This is a genomic window from Streptomyces africanus (assembly GCF_030816955.1).
Lineage (GTDB): Bacteria > Actinomycetota > Actinomycetes > Streptomycetales > Streptomycetaceae > Streptomyces > Streptomyces africanus.
This window is the reverse complement of sequence record NZ_JAUSYP010000001.1, coordinates 4,791,650-4,807,336: the sequence shown is the minus strand read 5'-3', so window position 1 is coordinate 4,807,336 and position 15,687 is coordinate 4,791,650. Positions and strand designations below refer to the sequence as shown.

Annotated in this window: 16 protein-coding genes; 9 read left to right on the top strand and 7 right to left on the bottom strand. The window is 68.5% G+C overall.

What is annotated here, in order from left to right:
• The first annotated feature begins 239 nt into the window (after positions 1 to 239).
• Complete coding sequence (locus tag QF034_RS22410; protein ID WP_307176650.1) at positions 240 to 1,874, top strand: PE-PGRS family protein; 1,635 nt, start codon at positions 240 to 242, stop codon at positions 1,872 to 1,874.
• On the opposite strand, the gene QF034_RS22405 is transcribed toward QF034_RS22410, so the two are convergent.
• Positions 1,804 to 2,646: a PE-PGRS family protein gene (locus QF034_RS22405; RefSeq protein ID WP_307176649.1), complete on the bottom strand. Its 843-nt coding sequence runs from the start codon at positions 2,644 to 2,646 to the stop codon at positions 1,804 to 1,806. The two genes, QF034_RS22410 and QF034_RS22405, sit on opposite strands and share 71 nt — an antisense overlap.
• Positions 2,647 to 2,971: 325 nt before the next feature.
• Between QF034_RS22405 and QF034_RS22400 the strand changes: the two genes are divergently transcribed.
• On the top strand, positions 2,972 to 3,607 hold the full coding sequence (locus QF034_RS22400) for a hypothetical protein (RefSeq protein ID WP_307176648.1): 636 nt from the start codon (positions 2,972 to 2,974) through the stop codon (positions 3,605 to 3,607).
• A complete protein-coding gene (locus tag QF034_RS22395) occupies positions 3,576 to 4,757 on the top strand; it encodes an XRE family transcriptional regulator (RefSeq protein ID WP_307176647.1) in 1,182 nt (393 codons plus the stop codon). The genes QF034_RS22400 and QF034_RS22395 overlap by 32 nt, the downstream gene beginning before the upstream one ends.
• Positions 4,758 to 4,874: 117 nt before the next feature.
• On the opposite strand, the gene QF034_RS22390 is transcribed toward QF034_RS22395, so the two are convergent.
• The 3 genes from QF034_RS22390 to QF034_RS22380 form a co-directional block, all read right to left on the bottom strand.
• Positions 4,875 to 6,401, bottom strand: a complete 1,527-nt coding sequence (locus QF034_RS22390; protein WP_307176646.1) for a LacI family DNA-binding transcriptional regulator — start codon at positions 6,399 to 6,401, stop codon at positions 4,875 to 4,877.
• Between the two features lie 49 nt (positions 6,402 to 6,450).
• Positions 6,451 to 6,753, bottom strand: coding sequence for a helix-turn-helix domain-containing protein (locus QF034_RS22385; RefSeq protein WP_370880831.1), 303 nt, complete (start codon positions 6,751 to 6,753; stop codon positions 6,451 to 6,453).
• Positions 6,754 to 6,902: 149 nt separating this feature from the next.
• A complete protein-coding gene (locus QF034_RS22380) occupies positions 6,903 to 7,160 on the bottom strand; it encodes a helix-turn-helix domain-containing protein (protein WP_307176645.1) in 258 nt (85 codons plus the stop codon).
• Between the two features lie 484 nt (positions 7,161 to 7,644).
• Here QF034_RS22380 and QF034_RS22375 point away from each other — a divergent pair, with 484 nt between their 5' ends.
• The 6 genes from QF034_RS22375 (at position 7,645) to QF034_RS22350 (ending at position 13,502) form a co-directional block, all read left to right on the top strand.
• Positions 7,645 to 8,565 carry a hypothetical protein gene (locus QF034_RS22375; protein ID WP_307176644.1) on the top strand — a complete coding sequence of 307 codons (921 nt, stop codon included), beginning with the start codon at positions 7,645 to 7,647 and terminating at the stop codon, positions 8,563 to 8,565.
• A complete protein-coding gene (locus tag QF034_RS22370; protein WP_307179949.1) occupies positions 8,562 to 9,260 on the top strand; it encodes an ATP-binding protein in 699 nt (232 codons plus the stop codon). The genes QF034_RS22375 and QF034_RS22370 overlap by 4 nt, the downstream gene beginning before the upstream one ends.
• Before the next feature lie 89 nt (positions 9,261 to 9,349).
• Positions 9,350 to 10,681: a hypothetical protein gene (locus QF034_RS22365; RefSeq protein WP_307176643.1), complete on the top strand. Its 1,332-nt coding sequence runs from the start codon at positions 9,350 to 9,352 to the stop codon at positions 10,679 to 10,681.
• Between the two features lie 32 nt (positions 10,682 to 10,713).
• The gene (locus QF034_RS22360; RefSeq protein WP_307176642.1) at positions 10,714 to 11,352 is read left to right on the top strand and encodes a plasmid mobilization protein; all 639 of its coding nucleotides are present in this window, start codon (positions 10,714 to 10,716) and stop codon (positions 11,350 to 11,352) included.
• Positions 11,353 to 12,996, top strand: a complete 1,644-nt coding sequence (locus tag QF034_RS22355; protein ID WP_307176641.1) for a relaxase/mobilization nuclease domain-containing protein — start codon at positions 11,353 to 11,355, stop codon at positions 12,994 to 12,996.
• Positions 12,993 to 13,502 (top strand): hypothetical protein, encoded by a 510-nt coding sequence (locus QF034_RS22350; protein WP_307176640.1) that lies wholly within the window; start codon positions 12,993 to 12,995, stop codon positions 13,500 to 13,502. Before QF034_RS22355 ends, QF034_RS22350 begins: the two co-directional genes overlap by 4 nt.
• Before the next feature lie 88 nt (positions 13,503 to 13,590).
• Here QF034_RS22350 and QF034_RS22345 read toward each other — a convergent pair whose 3' ends face one another.
• The 3 genes from QF034_RS22345 to QF034_RS22335 all read right to left on the bottom strand — a co-directional run bounded on the left by QF034_RS22345 (position 13,591) and on the right by QF034_RS22335 (position 15,616).
• Positions 13,591 to 14,289, bottom strand: coding sequence for a hypothetical protein (locus QF034_RS22345; RefSeq protein WP_307176639.1), 699 nt, complete (start codon positions 14,287 to 14,289; stop codon positions 13,591 to 13,593).
• 91 nt (positions 14,290 to 14,380) lie between these two features.
• Positions 14,381 to 14,827, bottom strand: coding sequence for a hypothetical protein (locus tag QF034_RS22340; RefSeq protein WP_307176638.1), 447 nt, complete (start codon positions 14,825 to 14,827; stop codon positions 14,381 to 14,383).
• Between the two features lie 102 nt (positions 14,828 to 14,929).
• Complete coding sequence (locus tag QF034_RS22335) at positions 14,930 to 15,616, bottom strand: SPDY domain-containing protein (protein WP_307176637.1); 687 nt, start codon at positions 15,614 to 15,616, stop codon at positions 14,930 to 14,932.
• Positions 15,617 to 15,687 lie beyond the last annotated feature (71 nt).

Sequence of the window (15,687 nt, the reverse complement as noted above, 5' to 3'; positions counted from 1 at the left end):
ATTGTCAGACCGGGATGCTAGAGGCGCCGGATGGTGACGCACTGGCCCCCGTTGACCTCGTGGGACCCCACTTCGTCGGCCCGGGATGTTCAACAGGCGCCTAGTAGACCCGAAGGTCAGCGTGCAGCCAGCCGCTCGGTCCAGCTGAATGCCCTCAAACGCGACTGGCACCGCCGAGGGCGGACGAGTAGCCCTGTGCGGCTTGTGCCGCAGTGGTCACAGACGGTACGACGATCGCCATGCACCCATGGTCCCCGTTAAACGACCGGCAGCTCGCACTCCTCAGCCGCATCGGCGACGGAACCGACCCCGTTACGTCGGACAGCCCCGAGCTCACGCTTACCGCCCGCGCGCTCAAGGAGCGGCGCCTGATCACCATGCCCAAGCAGAGCGGGAAGTGGCAGGCGGAGATCACCGACGCAGGGCGCTTCTACCTTGAGCACGGGCATCATCCTGACCGCCCGGAGCCAGCTCCACGCAAACCTCGTTCGCCGGCGCGTGGAGCCAAGGCACCGGCTGTCTCTCGCCCTCAGCAGGATGAAGCTCCCCTGCACGAAACGAAGTCGGCCCCGCAGCGTGCCATGAAGCCCCCGCGCCCGTCACCAGCGGCAGTCGGCCCGGCGCTGATCGCGCAGGTGCAGGAAGCCGGACGATTCCTCCGGATCCCGAACCCCAGCGAGGCGGAACGAGCTCGGTATCGCAGAGCCTTCGACGCAGCGCGGCAGTGCGCTCCAGAGGGATACCACCTGAAGTACAGCGGGCGGGCGAAGGGGGACTTCTTCCTCGGTCTGCTCCGGGTGACCGGTGAGGACGAGACGGAGTGGAACCGGATCCGGCTGGCGCGCAGCCGTGTGATCACCGACGTCGAGGACGTGCTCGCCGCAGTCAGGGCAGACCACAGCGCCTTCGAGATCTCGGAGGAGGTCCTGCCTCGGGTGCTCTCGCTGCTCCGGCTCCTTGCGGAGCAAGGTCTCGCGCGCCATGGCGAGATCGCGGTGTCCAAGAAGCGCAGGCAGCCGAGGCCGCTGCTCACCGTCCATGGCAGGACGTACGAGGTCAGCTTCCGCGAACGGCAGAAGCCGGTCCGGTACGTCCCCAAGCAGCCGGGCCGCCGTACGTACGACTGGCAACGCGTCACCCCGGCCCAGAAGTTCGAGCCGTCCGGCGAACTGGAGCTGCTGGTCAGCCAGCAATCGGGCTACAGCTACGGCTGGAAGAAGGAGTGGGCCGACACCGCCAAGAAGCCGTTGGAGGACCAGATCGGTTCAGTCTTCCGGGCGTTGAAGGCCCGCGCGGAGGAACAGGAACGGGCTCGGCTGGAACGTGAGGCGGAGCAACAGCGCCTGCGAGAGGAACGAGAGCGTCAGGAGGCCGAGCGCCGGCGGCTGGAGGCCGAGCGGGAGGAGCGCGAGCGGCGCGAGTGGGAGGCCGCAGTAAGTGCGGCTTCGGACAAGGCAGTTCACGCGGTACGGGTCGAACACTTCGGCACGGCCCTTGAACAGTGGCGGGCCGCAGGTGAGATCCGGGCGTTCTGTGCCGCGCTGGATGAAGTCGCCGCCGCATCAGAAGAGGCCCTCGAAGCCGAACGGCTGCGGGAGTGGTCGGCCTGGGGGCATGCGGAGGCCAATCGACTCGACCCCACCAGGAACGGTCAGGGTCTGGCCTCACTCGACTTCCACGCGAAGCCGACGAAGAAGCAACTGCGGCCCTTCCTCGACGGGTGGCACCCGGAACGGCCGGAGAAGGAGAAGCCTCCGGCCCAGCCGGCGCCGCCCAAGCCAGAGCCGGACCCGTGGCGAGGCGTCATCGACGCACATCAGGATCAAGGGTGGCGATATGGACGCCAAGGTCGCGCTCAATGGTGGAGGCGATGACGCCGTGGCCTCGGTCGCGTAGGGCCTTGACCGCCTTCTCCACGAGTTCCCCGAGCCGGATGACCTCGGTGCGCAGGGCGACCAACTCGTCGTAGCGGTCGGCCTTGTCTTCGCCGCACCAGGCCCGGACAGTTCGCAGGACAGCCGCCTCCGCGTCCAGCTTCCGGTCGTCCCGCCGACTGTAGGAGTACCAGGAGGGCTGGGCGCGCTCCTGCTCGATGTCCTGCTGCTTGCGGTCGACCTCCGGAAGGATCTCGTCGGCGAGGCGGCTGGCCACGTGGCGAGCGACGCGCTCGGTGACCGACCACCCTGTCAGGCACATGCCGTGACGGTTCTCGTAGACCATGGCGTCGCTGCGGAGTTCGGCTGCGTCCATGCCGATGAGCGGTGCCGTCTCGTCGAGGCGGCTCAGCTCCAGGACGCCTGCGTCCGCCACCGTTCGGCGCAGACGCAGCCTGTTCTTCGGGCGGACGAATCCGAGGATCATGCGGGCGGCCTCAAATTCCGTGCTGCCCCGGACGTGACGAGAGGACTCCACCAGCGCCAACTCCGCCGCGTCGTCCGCGCGGAACGTATCGACATCCGCCCACGGCGCTACGAGAGAACCGGAGCTGACCCACTCCTGCAGGCCAGCGGCGTCGCCTTCGAGAAACCGCACGTGGATCCAGCCAGACCTGCCAGGGCCGCCCACGCGTACGACCTCCACCTGGCGGACCTCGCTACCCAGTTCCTTCGGCCTCGCGCGGTATGCCCAGTGCTCGCCAATCTCCATGTGCCTATTGAGCCAGGTCTGATGGACCCGTCGGCGAGCATTCACCGTTCCTGCGAGAGCGAACTGACGCTGCTACCCCTGCCCAGCGAGCTATAGCTGTGCGCGAAATCGGCCTCAGCCCTGTCCTCCTGGGCGACCGCATACGTCTGGTCGAACCCCATGACACACGCCGTTGGTCCACGTGATCGGGCCCGTACAGCAGGGCACAGCTTGGGCGCGCGCCCCGCAGACCCGGACTCTATGGACCGTCAGGCCCCCTGCTTCCCAAGGCGTTTGATGAGTAACCACCTACACCCTTAACTTTTCCCGTGATATTTTCACGGACGTGATTAAGGATGAGGTCGCGCACATCCGCGACGCCACCGCGCAGCTCTGCGAGCCCCTTCACGACGCCTTCGCGTGGGCTGTTCAGCACCAGCGGGCCCAAGTGCCCGAGATGAACGGCCACGCCTACGGCTGGATACGCACGCACATGACCCGCGCCTTCGTCCACTACCGCCTCGGTACAGCGGCGACCAAGCTCGGCGACTGGAAGCTCAGCGGCAACCACCGCCGGAATGGCGAGCTGTGGCTTACGAACGATGAGTACTGCACCCGACTGCTGCATGGCTTCAGGGACGATCACGTCCCGGCCCCTGGGCCGAACCGTCAGCGGCGCGCCTTCTACCAGAATCGCCCGTTGACGAAGTTCGGACAGCCGACCCTGATGGGGCCGGAAGACAACGACCTGCTTATCCTCTGGCGTATCGATGCCGAAGGAGCACCGTTGTTCCGGGTAGTACGGACCATCGGAGCGTGGCGGTTCGGCAAAGAACAGCTTGTCGATCTTGATTTTCCGCTGCTCGCCAGTGCATCCGACCTGCGGGACCTTCACTTCGAGCCGCAAGATGAAGGTCTGGAACTCGAACTTCCGGATGAGGAGACGAACGATGCCGACGGCACTGGAGGCTTCCCCTGGTGAGCGGCTGCGGACACTCCGCGACCTCCTCGGGCTCACCGGTGCCGACCTCCACCGCCTGACAGGAATCAGCCAAAGCTGGACCTCGCAGGTTGAGACAGGTGCACGCGAGCCAGCAGAGGACCGGCTGCGCGTGATTGCTGAAGCCACCGATACGCCGATGAGCTTTTTCTACGCGCAGCCTTCCTCCGTACCACTGGACTCGTTGCGCTTTCGCAAGATGGCAACTGCGAGCCGGACTGTCACCCGACGAATCAGCGCGTTCTACGGCGAGAGCTTTCGCGTGACAGAGGAGATCACCAACAAGGCCGGCTACCCGGCCCCGCCACTTCCGTTCGCCAGCACACCAGCCCTGTCGCAAGACGATATTGAGGAGCTGGCAGCCCAGACGCGCGAGGCCCTGCGCCTAGCCCCAGACAAGCCCATCCCTCACCTCACACGTGCGCTTGAGCGCGCTGGTATCGCGGTTGCCCCCATCGTGCTGCCTGATCCAACGGGCGACTCAGTCAGCCCGACGAACAAGCACTTCGGCGTTTCATACTGGGCTGGCATCGGAGAGACCGCGCTGATCGCTTACTTTCCTGGCGCACAGGGCGACCGGGACCGGTTCACACTCGCTCATGAACTCGGTCACCTTGTACTCCACACCTTCAGGCCACGCGCGGCAGATCCCGAGGGTGAAGCAAACAGGTTCGCGGGCGCCCTGCTTGTCCCCTACGAAAGGGCACGGGAGGAAATCACGGACCGTCTGACCCTGGAGGGCTTCGCTCGCCGGAAGCAGACATGGGGGGTGTCGATGCAGGCCCTGATCCTTCGTGGTGCCGCGGTTGGTCACATCGACGACAGTCGCAAGCGGTCTCTATATGTGCAGCTCACTCAGCGGGGCTGGCGCAAGGAGGAGCCGGTGTCGGTAGGACAGGAGGCTCCCCTGCTCCTCTGGAGCCTCCTGCAGCGCCAGTACGGGGACAAACCGTATCTACGCGCGTCGGACCAGCTGGCGATCCAGCCGACGATCCTGCGGTCCATCGCTCCGCAACCCGTCGCAAACACCTCAGCTACTCGTTCCGGCCAGCCAAGAGCGGATGGAAAGGTAGTCGCCTTCAAGCAGCGGACGGGCCGGCCAGGAGACGATCTGCGCAGTACTGCACCCTGACCATTGGGGCACCGCCAAACGCACCTGTGCTGCAGAGGGCTGACGGAGAACTTCTCCGCCTCCGACTGGAGACGCGTTGGGCCTGGCACCGAGCATTCGGCGCCGGGCCCAACCAACTTAGCCAACGCTATGGGGAGCAAGCCTCCGCAAACGCAGAAGCTCGTCGAGGACGCGCACCGACGATGTGGGGCTCATAGCAAGCCGGACGTCGAGGGCCGTGTTCCACTGCTCGGTCAGTCCAAGCTTGAGCCGATTGCGCATGCCGGCAGTGACATGGGCGTAGCGCGCGGAGACGGAGCCGTCGATGTGGCCCATGCGTTCGTCCATGAGGACCTTCTCGGTGCCGAGGTCCTCCATCACGGTCCGGTGGGTGTGTCGTAGGCCATGGGGCGTGAGGCCCTTGGCGATCGGGAGCCAGCAGGCATCGGCCCGGTCGCTGGCACCGCGTCCCCGCGCCGGGACACCGGGCCACGGCTCGCCGAGGACCGGCACGGGGCGGGCCTCCTGCGGCGCCTTCTTCGGGTACCAGCCCGAGACTGCTGGAGTGAACAGCCACGTCCCGAAGCCGTTTCGGCGCCAGTGGGCAGCGTGCTCCGACACCACGCCGCCCCGCACGAACCCCAGGTCCGCGATCGCCTGCTCCACCCTCAGCCGCTTGGCTTCGGTGACGCGGTCGGGGTGATTGAGGACGTTGGACACCGTGCCCGTGGAGACTTCGGCACGGCGTGCGACGTCGACGAGCTTCGCACCCTGGTGGCCGCCGGTGCGGGCCGTGCCCTGCCCGCGGAAGACGTAGGTCTTGCCGTGGCACGGGCAGGGTTTCGGCTTCGTACGGGCGACGTGGTTGGCGACCAGGGCCGACAGCCAGTCCATCGCATCGATCTTGCGGTAGCTGTCGTCTTTGGGCGGGCACCGCACGAGCTCGCCGGTGTCGAGTTCGTACAGCTGCCACTCGACACGAACGGAGCCGGGGCGGGCGAACTCCGTCTCCAGGCCGACGATTTCGCCCCAGCGCATGCCGGTGTAGCCCTTGAGGACGACGGCGACGAACTCGTCATCGCGGCCGGAGAGCAGGGCGGCTCGTTCGGCGGTCAGCAGGATGCCGAGCGGGTCGGTGACGACCTTCTCCGGGCCGCGGTTTCGGGAGCGACCGGCGCGCTTGCCGCGTCCGCGCCGTCTGGCGGCCGGGTTAGACGTGATCAAGCCCTCGTCGATCGCATCCTCGAAGATCAGATGGAGCGTCGAGCGCCAGGTCTTGACGCTGGAGGCCGCGTAGACGGCCTTCTCCTTCTTCTCCCACAGGTCGACGTCCGTGCGCAGGATGCCGGCGAGCGCCTTGTCCTCGAAGTCGGGGAGCAGGTGCTCCTCGATGTGGCGCTTGTAGTTCTGCATGGTCGAGGCGGCCAGGTCCTGGGCCTCGTACCAGCGGTTCGCGTACTCGCCGAAGGTCTCCTGGCCGAGTGCCGGGTCCCGCCAGTCACCGCGCCGGTACTTGTTCTCGGCCTCGCTCGCAGCGCGCTGGGCCTCGCCCTTGGTGGCGAACCGGATCGCTTTGCCGTTGTCGTCGACGACCGTGAGGTGCTTGCCAGGCGCGGTCTTGTAGCGGCCGCGCCAGTAGTTTCCGCGCTTCTCCGCGAAACCCAACTTCCGTTTTCCTCCCCTGCTCTTTGGTTTGCGACTGGGCGCGGGCGCGCTACGCGACGGTCTCGTACTGGGTGCGGCGCGGCGGTCGAGCCCGCAGACGCCCTGTCGTCGAAGCCGTAGTCGGCCCAGGCGGCCGAGAGGCGCGACTCGGTGCAGCGGGAGGACTTGTCGCTGCCCGATTCGCCGACGCGCTGCTGACGGATCGCTTCGGGCGCTCTTCGTGGAGGCGGACGATCTCGGCGAGGTGTGCGGCAGTGAAGCGGTAGGCGCGGCCGACGCGGGTGTGCGGGATGAGTCCGCGTCGGGCCCGGTCCTTGACCCACCAGGCGGAACAGCCGAGGGCTTCGGCCATTTCTTCGGGTCGGTAGAGACGAGGCAAGGGGGCTCCGCCCTCTGTGCCGGAAAGTCGCACGAGGGCAGGGGGTATCTCGGAGTGGTGCAAGAAGGGCGGGTCCTAACTTGGGCGGGAGCGTGCTCGGTCAGCGCGCTAGGCGGGCCTCGTCACGTGATGGTCGGCCCCTGCAGCAGCACGAGAGGCGAGACGAGGGGCGCTTCGGCGATCGCGACGAGGTCGTCGGCGTCACATCGCCGTTGGGCGCGCTCGATGCGGGACAGCATGGTGTTGGACATCGGGTGGCCGAGGGAGGTCACGCGGCCGGCCAACTGGCGTTGTGACAGGCCGCGTTCGGTTCGGAGGATTTCGATGGTGCGGGCCGCCTGCATTCCTGCGGGTCCGACTTCCAATGGGCGTGGGGGCATGACTCCAATTGAAAGGTCCATTCGCCGGTTTGGGTAACCGGCGATCGTGGTCTATGTTGCCCCCCGCGTCGTTCGCCGAGATGCGGTTCCCGGGGGTCCGAAGGGGCACGGGACAGTGCATCGTTCATGGCTCTGACGTGGGGTGTTGTGTTGTAGCTTCCCCGTCTACGGCCCGTCAACGGCTTGCCGATGTGACGCTTCTGGCTCTGCAGTCCGGGCAACTATTTGGTCAACCGGCGATCGTGCCTTACGGTTTTGCTCCCGCCCGCCACCGAGCCCCATTTCTCGCAGCCTTTCTGCCGTGAGAGATTGCGCCGGATAGGGCTGGACTTGCGCGACTGGGGTGTGGCTATGTTGACGACACCCCCGGAAACGCAACCGCTTCCCGGCGCGCGTCCGCGCCAACACCCCCTCGAATCCCGCCCCGACCGACGGTGAGCCGTGATGTCCACGCACAGGCCACCGAGTGAGGACCGCCCCGCTCTTGGCACGAATCCGCACCATCAAGCCCGAAGCGTTCGTCTCCGAGTCCCTGGCCGCCGTCTCCCTGACAGCAGAGCGGACCTTCCTCGGCCTGCTCACCCAGGCCGATGACCAGGGCCGCCATCGCGACCACGCCGCGATCATCACCGGGCAGCTGTGGGTGCTGCGCCCGGAGCACACTCCGTCCGATGTCGAGACGGACCTCGGTCAGCTCGCCGACGCCGGGCTGATCTGCCGCTACAAGGGGCCGGATCACAAGCGGTACCTGCATGTCGTGACCTGGCATCAGCATCAGAAGATCAACCGGGCCAGCAAGAGCCGCCTCCCGGGCTGCCCGGTTCATGACGCTTCGGTCGCTGACGCGCCTGCCGTAGAAGCCGGTGTCACGGAGTCTTCCCTGATGCCTCACGCAGTCCTCCCTGAGGGCTCCGGCGAGGTCCGTGAGTCCGCGCTGAATGCCGGGCACGATGGCGAAGTCGCAGGTCAGGAGCGTTTCGCGGAGTCTGCCGTGAGGGCTCAGGGAGCGCTCGGTGAGGCAGCAGTGACGTCTCACCGTCCGGATCTAGGACCTAGGACCGTGGATCTAGGAGATATCCCTTCGGGGGGCGCGAGCGCCCACGCGCCCAACACCGTCTCGGCCAAACAGCTCCTTGGCGAGTACGTCACGGCGTGCAACCACCGCCCACCGGACGCCTTCCTGAACCGTCTCGGCGGACAGGTGCGCAGGCTGCTCGACGAGGGCGTCTCCCCCACCCATCTCCGGGCTGCTCTCGAACGCCATCGGGCCAAGGGCCTGTCCCCAAGCGTCCTGCCCAGCCTCGTCCACGAGGTCATGAACGCCGGATCCTCCGCCACGCCCGCCGCCTACCGGGCATGGACGAACCCCACCGACGTCGTCGCCGCCTACGGAGATGAGCTCTGACCACCACCCTCACCCGAGAACCCCACCGAGTCGGCCCGCTCGCCGACCGGCTCAACACGATCCTCGCCAACCGCGGCATCGCCCCCGCCGCCGCTGCCGCCCACGAGCCGGCGCCCGAGGCCGTCACCGCCCTGGAGCTCGCCGACGCCCGTATCCCCGCCCGCTACCGCCGCGCCCTGGCCGACCACCCCCAGATCACCGTCTGGGCCGACCAGATCGCCAGGGCTGGGCGTCCCGGCCCGAGCGGACCCGGTATCGCCGAGGGCCATTCGCTGCTGATCGCTGGCCCCACCGGTACGGGCAAGACCCACCAGGCGTACGGCGCTGTACGCGCCCTCCTCACCCGAGGCGTCCGTCTGCGCTGGGAGGCCACCACTTCCGCCGACCTCCACGCGCGGCTCCGCCCGCGCGCCGGCCACGACGGCGAGCGTGAGCTGCAGACGCTGGCTCGCTGCCCGCTACTGGTCCTGGACGACCTCGGCGCGGCCAAGACCAGCGAATGGACCGAGGAGCTGACCTACCGGCTGATCAACCACCGGTACGAGCACATGCTCCCCACCCTCATCACCACCAACCTCCCAACCGCCGAGCTCCGCACCGCCCTCGGCGACCGCGTCGCCTCGCGCCTCGCCGAGATGACCGAGCGGGTCATCCTCAGTGGCCCCGACCGACGCCGAACCGCGCCCACTGCCTGAACGGCTCGCGGTTCCTCCCCTTCTCACCGCCTCGCCCGCCCGCGCTTCCGCCTGCCCTCGAACGCGCGGGCCCCTTGGAGAGCCTCTGCATGACACCTCGCACCACCACGCTCATCAGCGCCAACAACGTCGGCATGCCTACCTTGCCGCACTGGGTCCCTGCGCCTGCGGCCATCGTGGTCCTGCTCGTCGTCGCACTGTCCGCCGCATGGTCCCTGCAGCGGTACCTACGGAAGCCGAGCGCTGGACGGCGCCGTAGCACCGCGGCGATCCCGGTCGCCGCCATCGCCGCGATCGGCTGCACCGCCTACAGCGCGGACACCAGCTGGCGCTTCGCCGCCGATTACCTCGACATGGGCGGCACCATCGAGCGCGCCGCGATGTTCGCCGCTGCCGAACTGGCGCTATTCGCCACCGCGCTGATGGCGCGGGCGAACCTCAACGGCTCGAAGCAGGCGTCCGGGGTGCCCGGCACTCTCACCTGGGTGATCACCGGGGTGCAGATCGTGCCCGCCTACGCCGAGTCCGGGCTGGTCGGCGGAACCGTGCGGGCCTTCGTCGGCCCGGTCCTGGCGGCCGTGCTCTGGCACCTGGCCATGGGCATCGAACTGCGCCACCGCAGCCCGCACGCCGACTCCCGCAGCCTGACCGCCGTCCTCACCCGCCAGGCACGCGAACGGCTGCTGGCTCGTCTGGGGATTACCGACCGGGACGCGGATGCCGCCCGGATCATCCGCGACCGCGCCCTCGACCGGGCCGTCACCCTGATCCTCCGGGCAGAGACTATGCCGCCCGACAAACTCACCAAGTGGCGAGGTCGGCGCCTCACCCGCCGCCTGCACCAGGCCATGGAGCAGGCTGACGTCGACCGCGACGAACGCCAGGACGAGCTGCTGCTGCGCAAGCTCGCCACCCGCCAACAAGTCGCTGCCCTGGCCTCCAAGCCATTGCCCGCGCGCTGGCCCGAACCCCCCGTGCGTACCAGGGGCGGCTCCGCGACGGCCCGCCCGCGGGCCACGGCAAGAGAGCGGGCGGAAATTTCGGGCCGCCCGCCCTCCAAGGTCACGGGCGATGACGCCGCCGACCGGGCAGCCCGCCCCCAGCCCGAAAACCGCCCGCAACAGCCCGCCCGCACCACCGTCGGCCCGGAACGAAAACCGGGTGAGGATCCGCCGGGCAACGATCCGAGCACGGCCTCGCGGGCGGAATCGAAGCGCCCGGGCTCCAAACCGCGCGCGACACGGGACCTCCTCAACAAGTACGCCCGTGACATCTACCGAGAGCACGGACGCCTCTCCCGCGACCTACTGGAGGAAGCCGTGCGCAACGACGGCTACAGCGTGGCCAGCGACACCGCCGGTGATGTGGTCCGCACCGTCAAGGCCGAGCTGCAGACGGCACCCGTCGGCCACCCGCACTGAGACCATCCCCAACGCCCAAGGAAAACCACTCAATGCACGACTCGCACCACGAACTACAAGACGCCCAAGAGGAGATCACCACGCCCACCTCGACGGCAGCAAGCAATGGCGATGGACCGTCCATAGGCCGGTCCATCGCCGACTCCTCCGCCCCGGGGGTGGCGGAGGAGCAGCTCCGGCACGAGGGCGTGCCGGAGCAGGAGCGGGTGGGCGCCTGCGAGCAGCCTGCCGATCCCTCCGTTGGGGCCACGCAGCGTGCGCCGTACCGCCGCGCGAACCTCGATGCGCAGCGCTGCGAGCACGTCACCGCGCGCTTCGCGCCGCACGAGAAGCACGACATCCAGTCGTCGGCGAAGACCGCTCACGTGACCATGGCCCGCTACATTGCCGACGCCACCATGGCCCGCGTCCGCGGTGAGATCACCGTCGCTGCCGAGCGCACGGTCTACGACGATGCGGTCGACGAGCTCGCCACTATGCGGGCGCAGATCGCCCGGATCGGCAACAACGTCAACCAGATCGCCCGCCGCCTCAACGCGGACGGCGATCCACACCCTGTGGACGCCGCGATCCTTCACCGAGCGGACCGCCTGCTCGCCACCGCCCACGACACAGTCCGGGCGATCGACGACGCCGCCTTCCGGGCAGCCGAGCAGAAGGCGGCGGCCTGAGTGATCGCGAACATCGTCAAGCCAGGCGACAACACGTACGGCGTGCTGGCCTACCTCTTCGACAAGGGCCGCGCCAACGAGCACACCGACCAGCACATCGTTGCCTCCTGGGACGGCTTCATCCCCGACCCCGGCCCCTGGGACAGCCCCGGTCACAAACAGCGCCTCGGCCAGCTCACCAAAGCCCTCGACCTGCGCGTCATCCAGGCCGGCGACAAGGCCCCCGAGGGGCACGTGTGGCACTGCTCGGTGCGCGCCGCGCCGGAGGACCGCATCCTCGCCGACGCCGAGTGGGCGACGATCGCCCGCCGCATGGTCCACGCGACCGGCATCGCACCGGAGGGCGATCCGGACGGCTGCCGCTGGGTCGCCGTGCGCCACGCGGACGACCACATCCACATCGTCGCCACCAAAGTCCGTGGCGACCTGCGTCCACCGCGGAACTGGAACGACTACCACCGCGCCATGACCGAACTCATGGCGATCGAGAAGGACTTCGGCCTCACCCAAGTACCGCGCGGTCCCGAAGCGGCCGCTGGCACCCCGGCCGCGAAGCGCCCCACTCGCGCCGAGCAGGAGAAAGCCAAACGGCAAGGCCGCGCCACGACGGCGCGCGAGCAGCTGCGGCACACTGTGCGCGCGGCGCTCTCCCACGCCCAAAACCTGGACGACTTCTTCAACCTGCTCGCCGACGCCGGCGTCCAGGTCGAAACCCGCACCCTGCCCTCCGGCGACCTCGGCGGCTACAAGGTCGCCCTGCCCGACGATCACCCGCCCATCTGGTACTCCGGCTCCAAACTCGCCACCGACCTGTCCCTCCCCCAGATCCAGAAGCGTCTCGCCGCCGCCGAAACGCCTGCCGCCACACCGGCTGGGCCGCGCCGCCCCAACGCATGGCACCAGGCCACCGCGGCCACAGAACGCATCCCCCACCACCTCGCTCAGGCCGACGAGGACGCCGCCCAGGCCCATCTGACAGTCTTCGGCGACCTCCTCTACGCCCTACCCGCCCACGCCCCCGCCCATCTCAAGGCCGAACTCCAGCGAGCCGCGCTCACCTTCGAACACGCCGCCCACACCCGCGCCCGCGCCGACCACCAGCACGCCCGCGTCCTGCGCGCCGCTCTGAAAGGCATGCGCTACCAGCCCGGCGACCACACCGGCCTAGCCATGCTCCTGGACGCCGCCATCCTCGTCGTCCTCGCCGCCCAGCGCCGCAGCGCACTGCGCCACCACGACCACCACGTGGCCGCCGCGCGTCAGACCCTCATCCACCTGCAAGGCGCTTACGACCAGATCGCCCCCGCCACCCTCACCGCGCTCGCGCGGCGCCGCCCATCCGACGGCGCCGTCCACCGGTACGCCCGTACCCTGCACGAGGTCGTGCCCTCTCACACCGAGCAGATCCTCGCCGAGGCCGCCTGGCCCGCACTCACCGCCGCTCTCGCCACCGCGGAAGCCGCCGGCCACAACCCTGCCAGCGTGCTCCAACAGGCAGCGCGACAACGCTCGTTGGATGACGCCAAGTCGGCATCCGAAGTCCTCGTCTGGCGCATTCAACGCCTAGGCGACCGGCACGCCCCCGGCCCCGGCGCCCGAGCCGCATACACGCCACCGCCATCCCGCCCTGGCCGGTCACGGTGAGCACGCACTCTGCGCCTTGGCGCTATCTCCGAGACGGAGCCGCGGAGAGTAGCCGCACAACCCTGGTTAGCGAAACCGGTGATTCTCCGAACGATTTGTGTTGCCCACCCACCCCTGAAGGGAGCACCTGCATTCCCAACACCGGCCCCAACCCCCATGTCGTCATCCTGCTGTGTGACCTGCACTACGACTACAGCTGCGATGGCTGGTTCCACCTCGACGGAAGGCCCATCACCGAAGAGGAACACAGCATCGCTCACGAGGCCACCCTCGAAGAGATCCGTGAGGCGGACGCGCAGACACTTCGCTACCACGAGTACCTGCACTCGTGGTATGAAGCCCCCGAGATCCTGGACCGGTTCCTCGAACCCTTCCTTGAGCAGCTCGAAGAGAAGACCTTCGGCAACGCCATCGACAGCATGGATCTGGACGAGCGGGCCAAGCTCGAGCAACTGATCGGCGCCGTGACAGAGCCCCTCCGTCCGTTCACCGCATACACCTTCTGACAAGGGACAACGCCGCCCACACACGTACATGACGAAGGGGCCGGTGGCCGGGACAAAGCCCGGGCACCGGCCCTTCACGTACTCGAAGTCATCGTGCGCGCAGCCCCTTGGCAACGGCCTTGGCCACGTGGGCGTCGACAAGGCCGGGACTGCCTGAGACCACCACCAGGATATTGCCGACACGGATCGCCGTCTGCTTGACGACGCTGCGCTGCCCGCCGACGGAGAAGGTGAGCAGCTGACTCCACCGCTCATCGCCGAGGTCCGGCGCCGCTGACCTCGCGGTGCTCATGTCGATGACGGCGCTGCCCGACGTCACCTGATAGTTGGGGCAGGAGAGCATCGCGTCGAAGACCTTCCCCACGCCTTTGGACAGCTTCGCGGCGCTGTCGCTGTACAGCTCCTCGCTGATCTCGGAGGAGCTGGTGTCGGTGTGGGTGAAGGCCGGCTTCGCCCTGCAGGTGAAGGCGAGGCCAGAGCCGATGGCCGCGTCGCTGCCGAGCTTCTCCAGCGCCGGACAGCCGACCACGGTCACGTCGTCGTGCTGCGCCGAGGGCTGAGACGTGCGGGTGTAGCCCTCTCCCAGATCGCTCTCGTCCAAGAGCCGCTTGGCCAACGCGGCCGAGGACAGCAGAGCGGACGCCGGGGCACTCACGCCATCCGGGTGCACCCAGACGGTCGCCGGGGAGGTCGGGCGGATGGGAGCAGCGCTGCCGGTCGAACAGCCCGTCAGGGCAAGGACGGCGAGGGCGCTGAGGCTGAGGACGGTCGTGGCGTGAAGGCGCATGCGAACCCCATGATGGTCTGCGAAACGGACAGGTTGACCAGGCCGGCCTCCGAGTACCGGCAGTGCGAAGGGGTGGAGGGGGCTCAGGAGTTCAGTGGCCGAGGTGGCGCAGGCCCTCTTCTAGGCTGGGGTGGAACCGGTCGACCGGACCTGAGTTGCGGTTGTACCAGGCCGCATCCAGACCGGGCTCCTTCGTCTCGTGGCCGGCCCGGCAGCGCAGCCAGACCGAGTCGTCGCGCAGGCAGAAGACGATCCAGTCCCGGTACGCCCCGCAGCCCGGGCACGTACGGACCTCACCTTCGATGACGAGCGGCTGCTGCCAGCGCATCATCAGCCCGGCCACCTCCTGCCGCGACGGCACCCGCAACTCCGGCGGCAGGAAATCGGCCGCTACCGCTGCCTCCGCAGCCGGAGCCGGTACGGCCTGCTCGGGGACGTCGGGCCACGGCTGCATGGCCTGGAACTGCAGGAGCAACTCGTAGCCCGCGCGCTGGACTTCACAAAATGCACGGTCCTCGCGAGCACGTCGAAAGAACAAGATCTCTTCCTCTCTGTTGTCTGGCGGGCACGGGAATGTGCCTCCGCTCAGGGAGATAGCGACCAGCCGCACACCAGCGGCTCCAATGGAGGGCTGAGGTCGTCAGCTGCGGCGGACGACGGTGAGCCGGCCCTCGGCGCCCTCGGGCACGGTGCGGCGGGGTACCGGGGCAGGCGAGGCGAGCGAGGAGGCGAACGCGGCGACCAGGTCGTGGGGGACGCTGGCGCTGAAGCTGGCGCACCACAGATACGGGGCGCCAAGAAGGGGTTCCGCCCACGTCTGCCAGCCCACCAGGTCGGGGCGCGGGTCGGCGTCCTCAATGAACGGCGGCACCATCTCCAGGGAGACGCTGCAGGAGAATCCGGGATCCGTGGCGGTGGTGCGGGGGCGGTCGACGTCGCGGAGCCAGCCGTGGGCAGAGAGCGCACTGAGGACGGTCTCGGGCCCGTCGAAGTCGGCGGCGGGCGTCTTGCGGCTGTCGATCTCCACAAGGAGGTCGGCGAGCGCCTCGTACGGGACACCGGCGGTGAAGTAGGCGTTCCACGCGGTCATCACCGAGGCGGCATGCGGGCGGCCGCTCAGTTGCCAGGCCACCGGCAGTCCGCCCAGCTCGAACGGGTAGGCCGCAAGGACCCATTCGGCGCCGCACAGCCCGTCCGGGCTGACGTACAGCAGGGTGTGGCGGGCGGTGGGCCACATACGCCAGCCGAGGTCGGACAGGGTGCCGTCGATCCGCTCGGCGAGCGCGTCGTCATCGCCGGCCAAGTGGCGCGGGGTGACCCAGTACACCGGTTCGGGCGAGACAGGATAGGAGGGTTCGCTGGCGTGGTGCGGGTGCAGGGGCGCCTCCGTGGGCTCGG